Annotated in this window: 12 protein-coding genes; 6 read left to right on the top strand and 6 right to left on the bottom strand. The window is 68.0% G+C overall.

The genetic code is table 11. The annotated features are described in order from the left end of the window. Positions 1–3: 3 nt before the first annotated feature. The 3 genes from A3ES_RS0118310 to A3ES_RS0118300 all read right to left on the bottom strand — a co-directional run bounded on the left by A3ES_RS0118310 (position 4) and on the right by A3ES_RS0118300 (position 4,171). Positions 4–465 (bottom strand): VOC family protein, encoded by a 462-nt coding sequence (locus tag A3ES_RS0118310; RefSeq protein WP_020388291.1) that lies wholly within the window; start codon positions 463–465, stop codon positions 4–6. 40 nt (positions 466–505) lie between these two features. Next, on the bottom strand, positions 506–1,144 hold the full coding sequence (locus A3ES_RS0118305; RefSeq protein ID WP_026162976.1) for an HAD family hydrolase: 639 nt from the start codon (positions 1,142–1,144) through the stop codon (positions 506–508). Between the two features lie 942 nt (positions 1,145–2,086). Continuing rightward, complete coding sequence (locus tag A3ES_RS0118300) at positions 2,087–4,171, bottom strand: DNA gyrase/topoisomerase IV subunit B (protein ID WP_020388289.1); 2,085 nt, start codon at positions 4,169–4,171, stop codon at positions 2,087–2,089. 430 nt (positions 4,172–4,601) lie between these two features. On the opposite strand from A3ES_RS0118300, the gene A3ES_RS0118295 reads away from it, so the two are divergent. Further along, on the top strand, positions 4,602–4,850 hold the full coding sequence (locus A3ES_RS0118295) for a DUF7455 domain-containing protein (protein WP_237744987.1): 249 nt from the start codon (positions 4,602–4,604) through the stop codon (positions 4,848–4,850). An 86-nt stretch (positions 4,851–4,936) separates the two neighbouring features. Here the strand turns inward: A3ES_RS0118295 and A3ES_RS47535 are convergent, their stop codons facing one another. Beyond that, a complete protein-coding gene (locus A3ES_RS47535; protein WP_020388287.1) occupies positions 4,937–6,451 on the bottom strand; it encodes an aminotransferase-like domain-containing protein in 1,515 nt (504 codons plus the stop codon). An 88-nt stretch (positions 6,452–6,539) separates the two neighbouring features. Here A3ES_RS47535 and A3ES_RS0118285 point away from each other — a divergent pair, with 88 nt between their 5' ends. Next, positions 6,540–7,169: a LysE family translocator gene (locus tag A3ES_RS0118285; RefSeq protein ID WP_020388286.1), complete on the top strand. Its 630-nt coding sequence runs from the start codon at positions 6,540–6,542 to the stop codon at positions 7,167–7,169. Here the strand turns inward: A3ES_RS0118285 and A3ES_RS0118280 are convergent. Then, positions 7,162–9,147 (bottom strand): amylo-alpha-1,6-glucosidase, encoded by a 1,986-nt coding sequence (locus A3ES_RS0118280; RefSeq protein ID WP_020388285.1) that lies wholly within the window; start codon positions 9,145–9,147, stop codon positions 7,162–7,164. The two genes, A3ES_RS0118285 and A3ES_RS0118280, sit on opposite strands and share 8 nt — an antisense overlap. Positions 9,148–9,188: 41 nt before the next feature. Here A3ES_RS0118280 and A3ES_RS0118275 point away from each other — a divergent pair, with 41 nt between their 5' ends. The 4 genes from A3ES_RS0118275 (at position 9,189) to A3ES_RS0118260 (ending at position 12,612) form a co-directional block, all read left to right on the top strand. Then, positions 9,189–9,674, top strand: coding sequence for a DUF456 domain-containing protein (locus A3ES_RS0118275; protein WP_020388284.1), 486 nt, complete (start codon positions 9,189–9,191; stop codon positions 9,672–9,674). 113 nt (positions 9,675–9,787) lie between these two features. After that, a complete protein-coding gene (locus tag A3ES_RS47530; protein WP_157630588.1) occupies positions 9,788–10,327 on the top strand; it encodes a hypothetical protein in 540 nt (179 codons plus the stop codon). A gap of 75 nt (positions 10,328–10,402) precedes the next feature. Continuing rightward, complete coding sequence (locus tag A3ES_RS0118265) at positions 10,403–11,104, top strand: response regulator transcription factor (RefSeq protein WP_020388282.1); 702 nt, start codon at positions 10,403–10,405, stop codon at positions 11,102–11,104. Then, positions 11,104–12,612 carry a sensor histidine kinase gene (locus A3ES_RS0118260; RefSeq protein WP_020388281.1) on the top strand — a complete coding sequence of 503 codons (1,509 nt, stop codon included), beginning with the start codon at positions 11,104–11,106 and terminating at the stop codon, positions 12,610–12,612. The genes A3ES_RS0118265 and A3ES_RS0118260 overlap by 1 nt, the downstream gene beginning before the upstream one ends. A gap of 122 nt (positions 12,613–12,734) precedes the next feature. Here the strand turns inward: A3ES_RS0118260 and A3ES_RS0118255 are convergent, their stop codons facing one another. Next, the gene (locus A3ES_RS0118255; RefSeq protein ID WP_020388280.1) at positions 12,735–13,370 is read right to left on the bottom strand and encodes a class I SAM-dependent methyltransferase; all 636 of its coding nucleotides are present in this window, start codon (positions 13,368–13,370) and stop codon (positions 12,735–12,737) included. Between the last annotated feature and the right edge of the window lie 105 nt (positions 13,371–13,475).

The following is a 13,475-nucleotide window of genomic DNA, read 5'->3' as shown; positions in this document are numbered from 1 at the left end:
CGCTCAGTTGCCGGCGAAGTTGGCCTTGGCGGTGTCCAGGGCCTCTTCGCCGACCTCGCGGAGGTGAGTCGCCACGGACCAGCGGACGCCGAACGGGTCGCGGAAGGTTGCGGCGCGGGCTCCGTAGAAGGTGTCCGCGAGGGGCTTCTCGATGGTCGCGCCGGCCTTCTCGGCGGCGTTGACGGTGGCGTCGACGTCCGGCACGTAGAGGTTCATCGCGTACGTCGGCAGCGCGTCCCTGGCCGGCGCCGCAACACCGACCTCGGGATAGGCGTCGGACAGCATGAACCCGGTGCCGTCGATCTCCAGCTCGGCATGGCCGATCCGGCCGTCCGCGCCGACGAAGGGCGTCTCGGTCGGGCGGGCACCGAACACTTCGCCGTACCACTCGATCGCCTTGGCAGCGTCACGGCAGCACAGGTACGGCGTCAACACGCGGCCGTGCGGCGGCAGGTAGGAGTTCATGGGCACATCCTGTACCGGCCGACCCACGAAAGACCACGGCTCAGCTGGCGAGGACGACCGGGAACGCCTGCAGGACCGAAGCGAAGTGATGCGTCGGCGTGGCCCCCGATGGGTGATGGTCGCCGATCAGCACAGTGGACAGGCCCGCAGCGATCCCGCCCGCGATGTCGTACGCCGGATGGTCACCCACCATCCAGCCGCCGGCCAAGGTCGCGCCGGTCTGCGCCGCCGCGATCTTGAAGATCCGGGCATCGGGTTTGCGGACGCCGACCGCGTCGGAGATGCAGCAGTAGTCGACGGCCGCGCCGATCCCAGTGTGCTCCAGCTTGAGCGACTGCTGCACAGAGCCACCATTCGTGACGACGGCAACCCGCCACCCCGCAGTACGAAGTGAGGCGAGTCCTTTGAGCACCGGCTCCTCAACCCAGGTGAAGCGCGGATGCTCATGGTCATAGGCGTCGACCATCGCCGACACCTCAGCACTCAACCCGAAGCGTTCCTTCACCCCCGCGAACAGCTCAGCCCGCGCCCGGAACCCACCCTCATCATGAGCCAGTAGCCACTCAACACCCTCCGACCCAAGCCCCTCACGCTGCGCCCACCACTCAGCCCACGCAAGAAACGCCCCATCCCGATCGATCAACGTGTTATCCAAATCAAAACAAGCCACCCGAGCCATCCCAGAATCCTGCCACGCCCCACCACCCCACCCCGAGCCAGCGCGAACCCTCCCAGGGGTTGACCCCAAGCCAGTAAGAAAGAGGTCTCGGGGAGGTACCCCGAACCGCTGCGCACGCACGCCCCGGCCCCGATGCCCCGACTCGCCGCGGGAAGCGTGCCCTGGCCGGAGATGGGTATGCGCGGGCGACCGAACCTTCCCGCGACCGCGCGCCCAGGGGTCTGGGCATTGACCCTGGCCACGGCCGGAGTACTGGTGTCTCGTCGCCAAACCGGCCGGCGTGACGTCCAGCAGAGTGATGTGTACGAGCTGCCCGGCCGGCGCACGCCAGTCCGATCGCACGGCTCCCGCCGACCACCCCGAGACACCTTGTGCACCGGCCAGGCACCCAATCCACCCAACGACGCCGAGCCCGTGCCCAAAGCCGACTAGCCTCGCCGGTCGGGGAGGAAAATGTCCCGGATCGGGCGCAAAACCCGCCTCAAGTCCCGCGAAAATCCTCCCCGGCCCTCGTGCACCACCCTGCTGGACGGCACCGCAGCTAGCGGCCCGCCAATCGGCCCGGCCTCGGCTCAGTTCGCTGAGCAATCGGGGGGCTTACCCCCTCCTGAAGGGGATCACCCACTGGTAGACCAAGGGGCTAAGCCCCCAACGATGGGCGAACCCCTCAACGGCACGGGCAACCCCACTCAGCCGTGCGGCCCAGGCGCGCCAGATGGGTCATGCCGGGTACGGCGGGCCGAGTACGGGGTACCCGGTACGCCGTACTCGTCCCGGTAGGGCGTACTCGTCCCGGTACGGCGTACTCGGTCCGGTTCGGCGTGCCGGGTGTGACCGGCCGGGCTCGATCGGGGGGCGCCGACGCGACCCGAGCCAGGCGACCGGAGCCGACGGGGAGTACGAGCCGGCGATGTCGGCGAGCCAGGGGTGCTGGGTGGGGGGTTATGCGTCGATGCGGGTCTCGTCGAGCTCGTAGGCGCCTTGGACCAGGAACTCCTTACGGGGGGCGACGTCGTTGCCCATCAGCAGGTCGAAGACCCGCGCGGCGTCTTCTCCGTCGTCGACGGTGATCCGGCGCAGGGTGCGGTGCCGCGGGTCCATCGTGGTCTCCGCCAACTGGTCCGCGTCCATCTCACCGAGACCCTTGTAGCGCTGCGGGGGCTCTTTCCAGCGAACGCCCTTCTTCATCAGCTCGGCCGACTTCCGCTGGTACTCCGCGTCGCTGTAGGTGTAGATGTACTTCTCCTGACCCTTCTTCGGGTTGGTCAGTTCGAAGCGGTGCAGCGGTGGTACGGCGGTGTAGACCCGGCCCGCGTCGACCAGCGGGCGCATGTACCGGAAGAACAGCGTCGCCAGCAGGCACCGGATGTGGGCGCCGTCGGAGTCGGCGTCGGCCATGAAGATGATCTTGCCGTAGCGCGCCTGCTCGAGATCGAAGGTCCGGCCCGAGCCGGCCCCGACCACCTGGATGATCGAGGCGCACTCGGTGTTCTTCAGCATGTCGGCGACGGACGCCTTCTGCACGTTCAGGATCTTGCCCCGGATCGGCAGCAGCGCCTGGAACTCCGAGCTCCGGGCCAGCTTCGCCGTACCGAGTGCCGAGTCGCCCTCGACGATGAACAGCTCGGAGCGATCGACGTCGTTGCTGCGGCAGTCGGCCAGCTTGGCCGGCAGCGCCGACGACTCCAGCGCGGTCTTGCGCCGCTGCAGCTCACGATGCTGCCGCGCCGCCACCCGGGTCCGGGAGGCCGCGACGATCTTCTCCATCACCGCGCGCGCCTGGGCCTTCATGACGCCCTTGGTCGAGCCGAGGAACGCCTCCAGCTCGGTCTGCACCACCTTCGCGACGATCCGCGAGGCGGCCGGCGTGCCGAGCACCTCCTTGGTCTGGCCGTCGAACTGCGGCTCGGACAGCCGGACCGTCACCACCGACGTCATGCCTTCCAGCACGTCGTCCTTGATCAGCTCCTCGCCGCTCTTCAGCAGCCTGGTGCCGTTCATGGCGTTGGTGAAGGCCTTCGGCAGTGCGCGCTCGAAGCCGGCCACGTGCGTGCCGCCCTTCGGCGTCGCCACGATGTTCACGAACGACCGCAGCTCGGTCTCGTAGCCGTCACCCCAGCGGACCGCGATGTCGACCTCGAGGTCGCGCTCGACGTCGGTCGGCGTCATGTGACCGGCGTCGTCGAGCATCGGCACGGTCTCGGTGAAGTGGCCGGTACCGGACAGCCGGACGACCTCGGTGACCTTCTGGTCGGTGGCCAGGAACTCGCAGAACTCGCTGATCCCGCCCTCGTGCTTGAACGACTCCTCGGTCGGCTCGTCGCCGCGCTCGTCCCGCACCACCAGCTCGAGGCCGGGCACCAGGAACGAGGTCTGCCGGGCCCGGGTGACCAGTTCGTCGTAGTTGAAGGCCGCGTCCTTGGTGAAGACCTGCCGGTCCGCCCAGTACCGGATCCGGGTGCCCGTCACGCCCTTCTTCGCCCGGCCGGCCTTGCGCAGGCCGACCGCCGGAGTGAACCCAGCCGAAGCGCCCTCCCCGTCGAACTCACCGGCGACCCCGCGCCGGAACGACGTCGTCCAGATCGAGCCACCGCGGTCGACCTCGACGTCGAGCCGCGCGGACAGCGCGTTCACGACCGAGGCGCCGACGCCGTGCAGACCACCAGAGGCGTTGTACGACCCGCCGCCGAACTTGCCGCCGGCGTGCAGCTTGGTGAAGACCACCTCGACACCGCTGAGCTTGGTCTTCGGCTCGATGTCGACCGGGATGCCGCGCGCCTTGTCGCGGACCTCGACCGAACCGTCGCTGTGCAGCACGATGTCGATCCGCTCACCGTGCCCGGCGAGTGCCTCATCGACGGAGTTGTCGATGATCTCCCACAGGCAGTGCATCAGACCACGGCTGTCGGTCGAGCCGATATACATCCCCGGCCGCTTGCGGACAGCCTCCAGTCCTTCGAGGACAAGTAGGTGCCGTGCGTTGTACGTCGGGTCGAGATCGGCGGTGCGAGGCGTCGGGGCGGCCACTGGGCTCCTTCACTGGTTCACAAGCAGACAAACGTGCGTGGCCGGAACCACTGCACGCGGACAGCCTACGCAGCCGCACCCCCAAAATCCGGGAGGGTCACCGGTGTGGGCAGGATCCGGGCGGGGTACTCACCAAACAGCAGATACCGTTACGGAGAAAGGTGTTCCAGCAGATATCGATCCGGACTCGATCCCCGTGTTTTACGACACTCCGTTCGTGCGCACCCAGTCACGAACCTGTAGCGCACAGTGAAAGTAGACACGCCCGGCACCGGTGGGAACAGCAGATCACCCGAATCCGAAACGATTCCCCGTCAATATGCGTCATAAGGGAACAGGTGGTTCGTCTCACATTCGGACACGCTGCACCTACCGGGAAGCGATCCGCATGTCAGGATGTTGCTATCTGGTGAGTACGGAACTAGATGAGATGAGGCCTCAAGTGACTACAGCACTCGCCCCGAGTTCGACCCTGTCGGCTGCGGACCGTTGTGACCGCTGCGGCGCGCAGGCCTACGTTCGTGTCACCCTGACCAGCGGTGGGGAGCTGCTTTTCTGCGCCCACCATGGACGGGAGCACGCGGACAAGCTGCGCAACATCGCGATCACCATTCACGACGAGACGGGAAAGCTCGAAGAGACTCCCGCCGCGTCGGTCCCTGCGGAGGGCGACCGGTAACCCGGCCTCGCGGCGCCAACGAGGGCGCTTCCCGCTCCTGATCTTCGATGGCGGTCACCCGGCAGGGTGGCCGCCATCCGTCATGTCTAGATGATCACCGGTGCAGTGCCGAATACATCTCCCACCCCACCGCCCCGGTCGCCCGCAGGCGGGCCGTGCCGACGCAGTTCCCGCCAGGCCGCCGCCATCCGGTCGACCGCGTCAGTCATCACTTCGGCCGGGTAGCTGAACGGCACCCGCAGATAGCCGTCGTGCACTCCCGTCGGATCCATCGCCCGGCCGGCGACGACCTCCACGCCATGCCGCAGCGCGACCTGGGCGAAGACCCGCGCATCCGTGTCCGGCAACTGAATCCACAACGCCGATCCGCCGTCCGGTTCGGCCCACCCCCATTCAGGTAGGCGTTCCGTCAGTAACTGACCGAGCAAGTGTTTCCGGCCGGTCGCGAGCTTTGCCCTGGCGGAAGTGAGTTCGGTCAATCTCGGCAGCAATCGCGCGGTGAGTGCCTGGTCGATCACCGGGCTGCCGAGATCCGCGAGTGCCTTGTGCCGCGCGAGCCGCTCGACCAATGGCCGCGGCGCCCGGATCCAGCCGATCCGCAAACCGCCCCAGACGGCTTTCGAGACCGACCCGATGGTGAACACTTCGGCGTCCTTCGGTGCGAAGGAGGCCAACGGCGCCGGTACGTCCGGCCCGGCGGGGTCCCAGGCGGAGTACGCGTTGTCCTCGACCACCACGACGCCATGCTTGGCTGCCAGCTCAGCGACCTGTCTGCGGCGTGCTGCCGACATCAACCGGCCGGTCGGGTTGTGGAAGGTCGGCATCACGAACAGCATCGCGGGCTGATGCTCCTTGAACGCGGCCGCCAGCAGATCAGGACGTACCCCGGCGTCATCCAGCGGTACGCCGACCACTCGCCCGCCGGCAGCCCCGAAGAGGTCGAAGCAGCCCGGCCAACTCGGTTGCTCGATGACGACGGCCGCGCCGGTTCGCAGGTACATCTGTGTCACCAGCGCGATCGCCTGGTGGGCTCCACTCGTCACCACGATCTCGTCCGGGCTGGTCGGCAGCCCCGCCTCGGCGAAGTGCTCCGCGATCCGCACCCGGAGTACCTCGAGCCCGCGCGGGTGATAGCCGACGCCCTGCAGCAGCAATGGCAACTCGGTCCGCGCCAGGTCCTCGACCTCGGCCGCTAGCTCGGGGATGCCGGGATCGACGGCGTACGTCATCGCGATCACCTCGCCGGGGCCGATCGCGATCCGGTGGAACAGCGATTCGCCGTACCCGGTGGGCATGCGCTTGTCGGCGGTTGAGCGGCCTTGCCCCGTGGACGGCGAAACGGTGGTGCCGCTCCCCCGGCGGCTCTCGACGAGTCCGCGGGCGCGTAGTTCGTCGTACGCCGCGACGACCGTGGAGCGGCTGACCGCGAGCGCGTCGGCCAGTGGGCGTTCGGCCGGCAGCCGGGCGCCGACCGGGAGCTCGGCCGATCCGATCAGCGCGGCGATCGCATCGGCGAGGCGGCGGTACAGGCCGCCGGTGCCGGTGGTCAGCCGGCGCCCGATCAGATCCGCGAGGGCGGCCGGGTCTCCAGAACGGTCCACTTCTTCCCCTATTGGCTCGGGTGGACTGCTTCCAATCCCGCCAGGCTAGTCGTCGTAAGCAGTCCAATTCGAGCGGTGGAGGCAACAGGTGGGAATCGGGCAGGCTCTCGGGTTCGTCGGAGCGACGGTGGTGCTGGTCGGGATGCCAGGGCCGAACAACATCTACATCTCGCTGCGCAGCCTGACCCAAGGACGCCGCGCCGGGGTGGTCTCCGCGTTCGCCATCGAGACCGGCTCGATCGTCTACATCCTGCTCGCCGCGCTCGGCCTGGCCGCTGTGGTCCAGGCGTCGCCGCTGGTGTTCACCGTCATCTCCTTGGCCGGCGCGGGCTACCTCGCGTTCCTCGGAGTGCGAACACTTCGCTCGAGCGAGTCCGGCGGCGCCGGCAGCCTTAAGGTCTCGTCGCTCGGCCGGGTCTTCCGTGACGGTGTCCTGGTGAACCTGCTCAACCCGAAGGCCGCGCTGTTCTTCCTCGCGTTCCTTCCGCAGTTCACCAGTCGTGACGCCGGCACCGTGCAGGTCCGCAACGAGATGCTGCTGCTCGGCCTGGCCGTGCTCGCGATCGGTCTGCTGCTCGATCTCTGCTACGCGGTGGGCGCCGACGCGATCGGCCGTCGCTTCCGAACGGCCGGCCGGTACCACGGGCTTCGCAAATATGTTGTCGCCGGCATCTACCTGACGATCGCAGCCGTCGCCGCGGCCGGAGTACTCAGCTAGTTGTCAGTTGCCCATCTGCCCACTGAACGGACAGCATCGTCTCCCCCACCCGGAGACCGTCGATGCGGAGCCTTTGCCAGGGAAGATCTGCGGCTGGTGTGATGTCGAGGGTACCGGCTGGGACGTTCGGCTCGATCCCCAAGGACGCGATCACCACGGCGATTGCCGAGGCCACAGCCCAGGCTTGCGGGCGGCAGGAGAGCGGGTACGGCGTCGGCCTGTTCTCCTGCTCCGCCCCTTCGCCGCCATACAACTCAGGCAGCCTGTAGTCGAAGGCTTCGGCGGCATCGACCAGGCCTCGCACGTACGACGTCGCGGTGGCGGACTGGCCGGCGGCGTACAGGCCTTGGACGGTCATCGCGGTGTCGTGCGGCCAGACACTGCCGGTGTGGTAGCCGAGTGGGTTGAAGCGGATCATTGCCTTCGACAACGTTCTGAGGCCGAACCCGCTGTCGAGGTCGGCGCTCGCCAACCGCCTCGCCACAGCGGCCTCCTCGGACTCGTCCAGGATTCCGGTACCCAGCAGGTGGCCCATGTTCGATGCGGGACCGGCGACCGGTCGCTTCGAGCCGTCGAGGGCGATCGCCGGATAGCCATCGACCCAGAAGCTCTCGCGGAAGCGCTCTCTGAGGTGAGCGGCCCACTGCCGCCAGCCATCGCCGTCAGCCAGGTCGAACGCATCAAGCAACTCGGCACCGGCGACCGCGGCGGCGTACGCGTAGCCCTGGACCTCGCAGAGCGCGATCGGCGCCTCGGCCAGCGTCCCGTCGGGCCACTGGACGGCATCGCGGGAGTCTTTCCAGCCCTGATTGGCCAGCCCATGGCCGGACTCGTCGATGTACTCCAGGAAGCCGTCGCCGTCGGGATCCGCGAAGTCCCGCAGCCAAGTGAGCGCTCTCTGGAGATTCGGCAGCAACGCCCGTACTTCGTCCGCCGGCATCCCCCAGCGCCACGCCTTGTGCAGCGTGGTGATCCAGAGCTGGGTCGCGTCGTGCGTTCCGTAGTACGCCGCTGGGAGCACGAGCCCGCCACCGTGGTCGGCGACCTCGGACCGCAACTCGTGCGGGATCTTGCCGGGCTGTTCGGCCGAGCTGGGATCGACGCGGGTGCCTTGATGACGGGCCAGCGCGCGCAGGGTTCCGGCCGCGAGTTCCGGGTCGACCGGGATCACCATGCCGGCGGAGATGAGCGAGTCCCGCCCGAAGAGCGTCAGGTACCACGGCGGTCCGGCGCCGAGATAGCGCTCTCCCCCATCCGCGGACAGCTGCAAGCCGGCCAGATCGTCCAAGGACCGACGGACCCAGCGCTCGACGCGCCGGTCGTCGCACTCCAGCTCGACGCCGTCGTAAACAGGCCTGGCAGCGGGCGGCTCGATGCTGAAGCCGTCGGCGGGCGGGAAGCTAGCGGTCAACCTGAGCGTCACGGTCGCGTCCTGACCGGGCTCAACCTTCAACCTCCAGCTCTGGTTGAGGTCTGGGGCCGGATCGAAGGCAACGCTCACCCGGGTGCCCGAACCGTCTTCCCAGTGCAGCCCGTCAGCACCGGCGATCGAGTCGAGGGCTGGAAGGTCGGCGGCCGCCCCGCTGCGCACTGCCGCCGTACCGGCCAGATCGGTGCCCAGGGCAACGGTCAGCTCGCACTCGACGGTCCCGTGTGAGCGGTTGACGAAAGTGAGTTGCTCGGTGACGCCGTCGCCATCCACCTGCCGGGTCCGCCTCAACGTCACCGTCGGGTCATGCCCGTCCGCATCACCGAGGCCTTCGAGCACAGCGCGGTACCGGGTGGTGCCGGTGGCCGGCTCGTCGACCTGCACCGGAGTCGGGCGACGGCCATCGACCGTGACCTCCAACCGGGACAGGATGCGGCGGTCACGGGCATAGACACCCTCGGCGCCGGTACCGGTCAGCTGCCCCGATCGCGGAGACAGCACCACCCAGGGAGCCGCGAGCGTGGTGACGAGATCGTGAAGGTCAGGCATACCTCCACCCTAAGACCGTCGAACTACGGCAGAGTGGCCGTGTGAACAGCGTTGCGACTCTTCTGGTCGGCGTGGCGATCTTCGTCGGCATCATCGGCATCGTCATCCCCGTGCTGCCCGGCGCGATCCTCAGCCTCGCCGCGATCCTGGTCTGGTCGCTGGAGGAACAGAGCACGACCGGCTGGGTCGTGCTGGCGGCGGCCGTGGTGCTGATCGGGGCCAGCCAGGTGGTCAAGTACATCGTGCCGGAGCGGCGGCTGCGCGAGTCCGGCGTACCGCGAAGATCGATGCTGATCGGCGTACTGCTCGGCATCGTCGGGTTCTTCGTGATCCCGGTGGTCGGCATGTTCGTGGGCTTCCCGCTCGGCGTCTACCTGTCCGAGCGGCAGCGCCTCGGCAGCCACGGCCCAGCCTGGACCTCGACCAAACACGCCCTGCGCGCGACCGGCCTGTCCATCCTGATCGAGTTCATCGGTACTTCGCTCGCCGCCGCCGTCTGGCTCGTCGCGGTGCTGTTCCTGGTCTGAGTTGACAGGGTTTTGCCAGGGTCGGCGCAGGTTCGTCTCAGGTCCACCGCCGATCGTGGGATGACCAGTGTCAGGTGAACCGCCTGGCGCGCAGTACCGGGAGGCACTACAGCATGGCGTCGAACCAGAAGCTCATCGACAAGCGCTGGCGGGTGGCCGGCACCGTCGCGGCCGTGGTGGTCACCACTACGGCAGGTGGCGTCGCCTGGGCGACCACCGGCGCGGATCCGACTCCGAGCCCGACCGCCTCGCCATCAGCACCCAACTCGGCCGATCCGGCCAAGCCGGGCGGCCCCGGTGGAATGGGCCGGCACGGTGCCTTCGGGATCGGGGGCGCGCTGCACGGCGAGTTCACGGTGGAGAAGGAGAGCGGCGGCTACCAGACCGTCGCGACCCAGAAGGGCGAGGTGACCGCGGTCAGCAAGGACTCGATCACGGTGAAGAGTGCCGACGGCTACAGCAAGGAGTACGTCGTCACCGCCGACACCCTCGTCAACGCGACCCGCGACGGCATCGCCAGCATCAAGACCGGAAACACCGTGATGGTGTCCGCGACCGTTGCCGACGGCAAGGCGACGGCGACCACCGTGAGCGACGGCACCCAGCGCGACGCGGCGCAGAAGAAGTGGGGTTTCAAGGGCGGACCACGCTGAGCTGGGGCTGACACTCACAGCCGATTGCCAGGAACCTCCCAGCGATCACACACGTGCAGGCGTAAGACTGAGGTCATGAGCCCGCATCTGCTGGTCGTCGACGACGAACCGAACATCGTCGAGCTACTGTCCGCGAGTCTGCGCTTCGCCGGGTACGAGGTGACCACGGCGACGCACGGCGCCGAGGCGCTGCGCAAGGCACGAGAGGTTGAGCCCGACCTGGTCGTGCTGGACGTGATGATGCCCGGGCTGGACGGTTTCGAGGTGGTCCGCCGGCTGCGCGGTGAGGACCGGCACGTGCCCGTGCTGTTCCTCACCGCGCGCGACGCCGTCGAGGACAAGGTGCTCGGCCTCCAGACCGGCGGCGACGATTACGTCACCAAACCGTTCAGCCTGGACGAGCTGGTCGCCCGGGTGCGCGCTCTGCTGCGCCGCTCAGGCCATCGCGAGCAAACGGCGACTGAGCCCGCAGTACTGCGGTATGCCGACCTGGAGCTGAACGAGGACAGCTACGAGGTGTTCAAGGCAGGTGAGGCGGTGCAGCTGTCACTGACCGAGTTCAAGCTGCTCCGCTGCCTGCTGGAGAACGCCGAGCGGGTGATGTCGAAGGGCCAGATCCTGTCGGCCGTCTGGAACTATGACTTCGCGGGCGACGCCGGCGTGGTCGAGTCGTACATGTCGTACCTGCGCCGCAAGGTCGACACGGGCGACCAGAAACTTCTCCACACGGTCCGCGGCGTCGGCTACGTCCTCCGCACTCCCCGAGGCCCCAACTAATGCACGGCCACCGCCGCATCACCGAGCGGTATCCACTGCGGATCACCATCGTGCTGACGCTGCTCACGCTGGTGACGGCCGCTTTGTTCGCCTCCGGTCTGGTCGCGACGACGATCATGCGCGGCTACCTGATCGATCGCGTGGACACCCAACTGCAGGACACCGCGAAGGCACTCACCAAACCGCGAAACGACGATCCTTTCGGACCCCCGATCAAACCCGGCGGCCCGAGGCTCCCCAGCGTCTTCGTCGTGCAGCGCTTCGATCCGAGCGGCACCCGCATCGACGATCCAATCCGGCAGCCACTCGACCAGTCTGCGGCGCAGCCCGACCTGCCGTCGCTGACGCTGGTCCAGGTCGTCGGGCGAGGAACCAAGGCATTCAACGTGCCTGCTGTCTCCGGCGGCGAGACGTTCCGGGTGGTTGCCATTCCGATGCAGAACGGCAACGCCTACATCATGGTGGCGCAGAGCCTCGACGACATGAGCCGGACTCTTCAGCGGCTGATCGGAGTCCAGATCGCTGCTGGCGTCATCCTGCTTGTCCTGCTCGCCGGGGTCGGGACGTACGTCGTACGGCGGAGCCTTCGCGGGCTTGAAGACGTGGAGCATACGGCAGTGGCGATCGCGGGTGGGGATCTGAGTCGGCGGGTGCCGCAGCGGGATCCGCGGACCGAGGTGGGGCGGTTGTCGCTGGCGCTCAACCAGATGCTTGGGCAGATCGAGGGGGCGTTCGCGCAGCGGACCGCATCCGAGTTCGCGGCCCGTCGTTCGGAGGATGCGGCGCGGCGGTCCGAGGAGAACGCTCGGCAGTCGGAGGAGCGGATGCGGCGGTTCATCGCCGACGCGAGTCATGAGCTCCGTACTCCGCTGACGTCCATCCGCGGGTTCGCCGAGTTGACCCGGCAGAAGGGTGCGCCGGCGGATCCCGCGACGATGAAGCGGATCGAGGACGAGGCCAAGCGGATGGGGCTGCTCGTCGACGACCTGCTGTTGCTCGCGCGACTCGACCAGCAGCGGCCGCTGCAGCACCAGCCGGTGGATCTCCTGACCTTGGCGGGCGACTCGGTGCACGACGCACAAGCTGTTCAGCCTGGGCGGTCGGTGCAACTGCGGATCCTGCCGGACTCCGGCGCGCCTGTCGTCAACGGCGACGAGGCGCGCCTGCGTCAGGTACTCGGCAATTTGGTGAGCAACGCGCTCCACCACACGCCTTTCGAGGCACCGATCACGATCTCGGTCGGCACTCGCGGCGGTGAGGCGATCCTCGAGGTGGCCGATACCGGCCCTGGTCTGAGCGAGGAGCAGAAGGCGCGAGTGTTCGAACGCTTCTACCGAGCCGACTCCGCCCGCACCCGGTCCACGGGCGGCTCCGGCCTCGGCCTGTCGATCGTCGCGGCTCTGGTCGCGGCCCACAGCGGCAAGGTCACGGTCACCGACACCCACGGCCACGGCCACGGCCACGGAGCCACCTTCACCGTCCACCTCCCCCTCGCCGAAGACCACTAACCACATCCTCCGTTCATTCGCCCCCTTTTCACCCTCCAGTTCTGCCCGCACCTTGAGCACCGGCCAGTCGCCGTATTGCGAACTGCGCGCCTGGCCGGTGCCCAAAGTCCGACTGCTGACGGTCAGATGGGCAGCCTGCGGGCCTTTACTGTGCTGTCGCGTCGCGTGAGCAGCTTGCCGTCGATGACTTGCTTCCGCTCGTGTTCGCGGGCGACCAGGATCTCCCAGCGACCGTCCTCCAACCCGACATCGGCGATCACCTCGGCCGGCGTCGGGAAGTGGATGTCCGGGTGATCCGCATGCTTCTCCACGTCGGGGAAGCCGAGGTGCCCCTCGATCAGCAGGATGCCGCCCGGCGCCACCGACTCGGCCGCCGCGCGCAGGATCGTCTCGCGGGGCAGTTCGGCCAGTGAATGCAGGAACTGCGCCGACACGAGATCGAAGGTCCCGTCCGGGAAGCTCTTGCCGAGCTCATGCTGCTGCCAGTCGATGCGGTCGGCTACGCCTGCGTCCTCGGCGTGCTGGGCCGCGCGCGAGAGCGCGACCGACGAGATGTCGACGCCGGTGACCTGCCAGCCCTGCTGGGCGAGCCAGATCGCGTCGGCGCCTTCACCACAGCCGAGGTCGAGCGCGCTCCCCGGGATCAGTCCTTCGACCTCGTCGACCAGTTCTACGTTGGGCTTTCCGCTCCAGATCTGCGAGCTCTCGCTGTAACGGGCGTTCCAGTACTCTTCGGCGGGTCTGTTGTCGACAGTCATACCGCCAGCATCTGCCGGACTCCCAGGAATGACAAACTTCGTTGCCGTTTCGGCAAATCACCGGCGACTGAGCGCAGGCAGCGGCTCCGGTCCGGTCCGGCTGGC

It is taken from the genome of Kribbella catacumbae DSM 19601 (assembly GCF_000372465.1).
Lineage (GTDB): Bacteria > Actinomycetota > Actinomycetes > Propionibacteriales > Kribbellaceae > Kribbella > Kribbella catacumbae.
This window is presented reverse-complemented; position numbering and strand designations above follow the sequence as displayed.

Coding starts and splice junctions, on each gene's coding strand:
- A3ES_RS47530 (WP_157630588.1), top strand. CDS start 9,788: ATGGCGTCGAACCAGAAGCTCATCGACAAGCGCTGGCGGGTGGCCGGC.
- A3ES_RS0118295 (WP_237744987.1), top strand. CDS start 4,602: ATGAGGCCTCAAGTGACTACAGCACTCGCCCCGAGTTCGACCCTGTCG.
- A3ES_RS0118310 (WP_020388291.1), bottom strand. CDS start 465: ATGAACTCCTACCTGCCGCCGCACGGCCGCGTGTTGACGCCGTACCTG.
- A3ES_RS0118265 (WP_020388282.1), top strand. CDS start 10,403: ATGAGCCCGCATCTGCTGGTCGTCGACGACGAACCGAACATCGTCGAG.
- A3ES_RS0118305 (WP_026162976.1), bottom strand. CDS start 1,144: ATGGCTCGGGTGGCTTGTTTTGATTTGGATAACACGTTGATCGATCGG.
- A3ES_RS0118280 (WP_020388285.1), bottom strand. CDS start 9,147: ATGCCTGACCTTCACGATCTCGTCACCACGCTCGCGGCTCCCTGGGTG.
- A3ES_RS0118255 (WP_020388280.1), bottom strand. CDS start 13,370: ATGACTGTCGACAACAGACCCGCCGAAGAGTACTGGAACGCCCGTTAC.
- A3ES_RS0118260 (WP_020388281.1), top strand. CDS start 11,104: ATGCACGGCCACCGCCGCATCACCGAGCGGTATCCACTGCGGATCACC.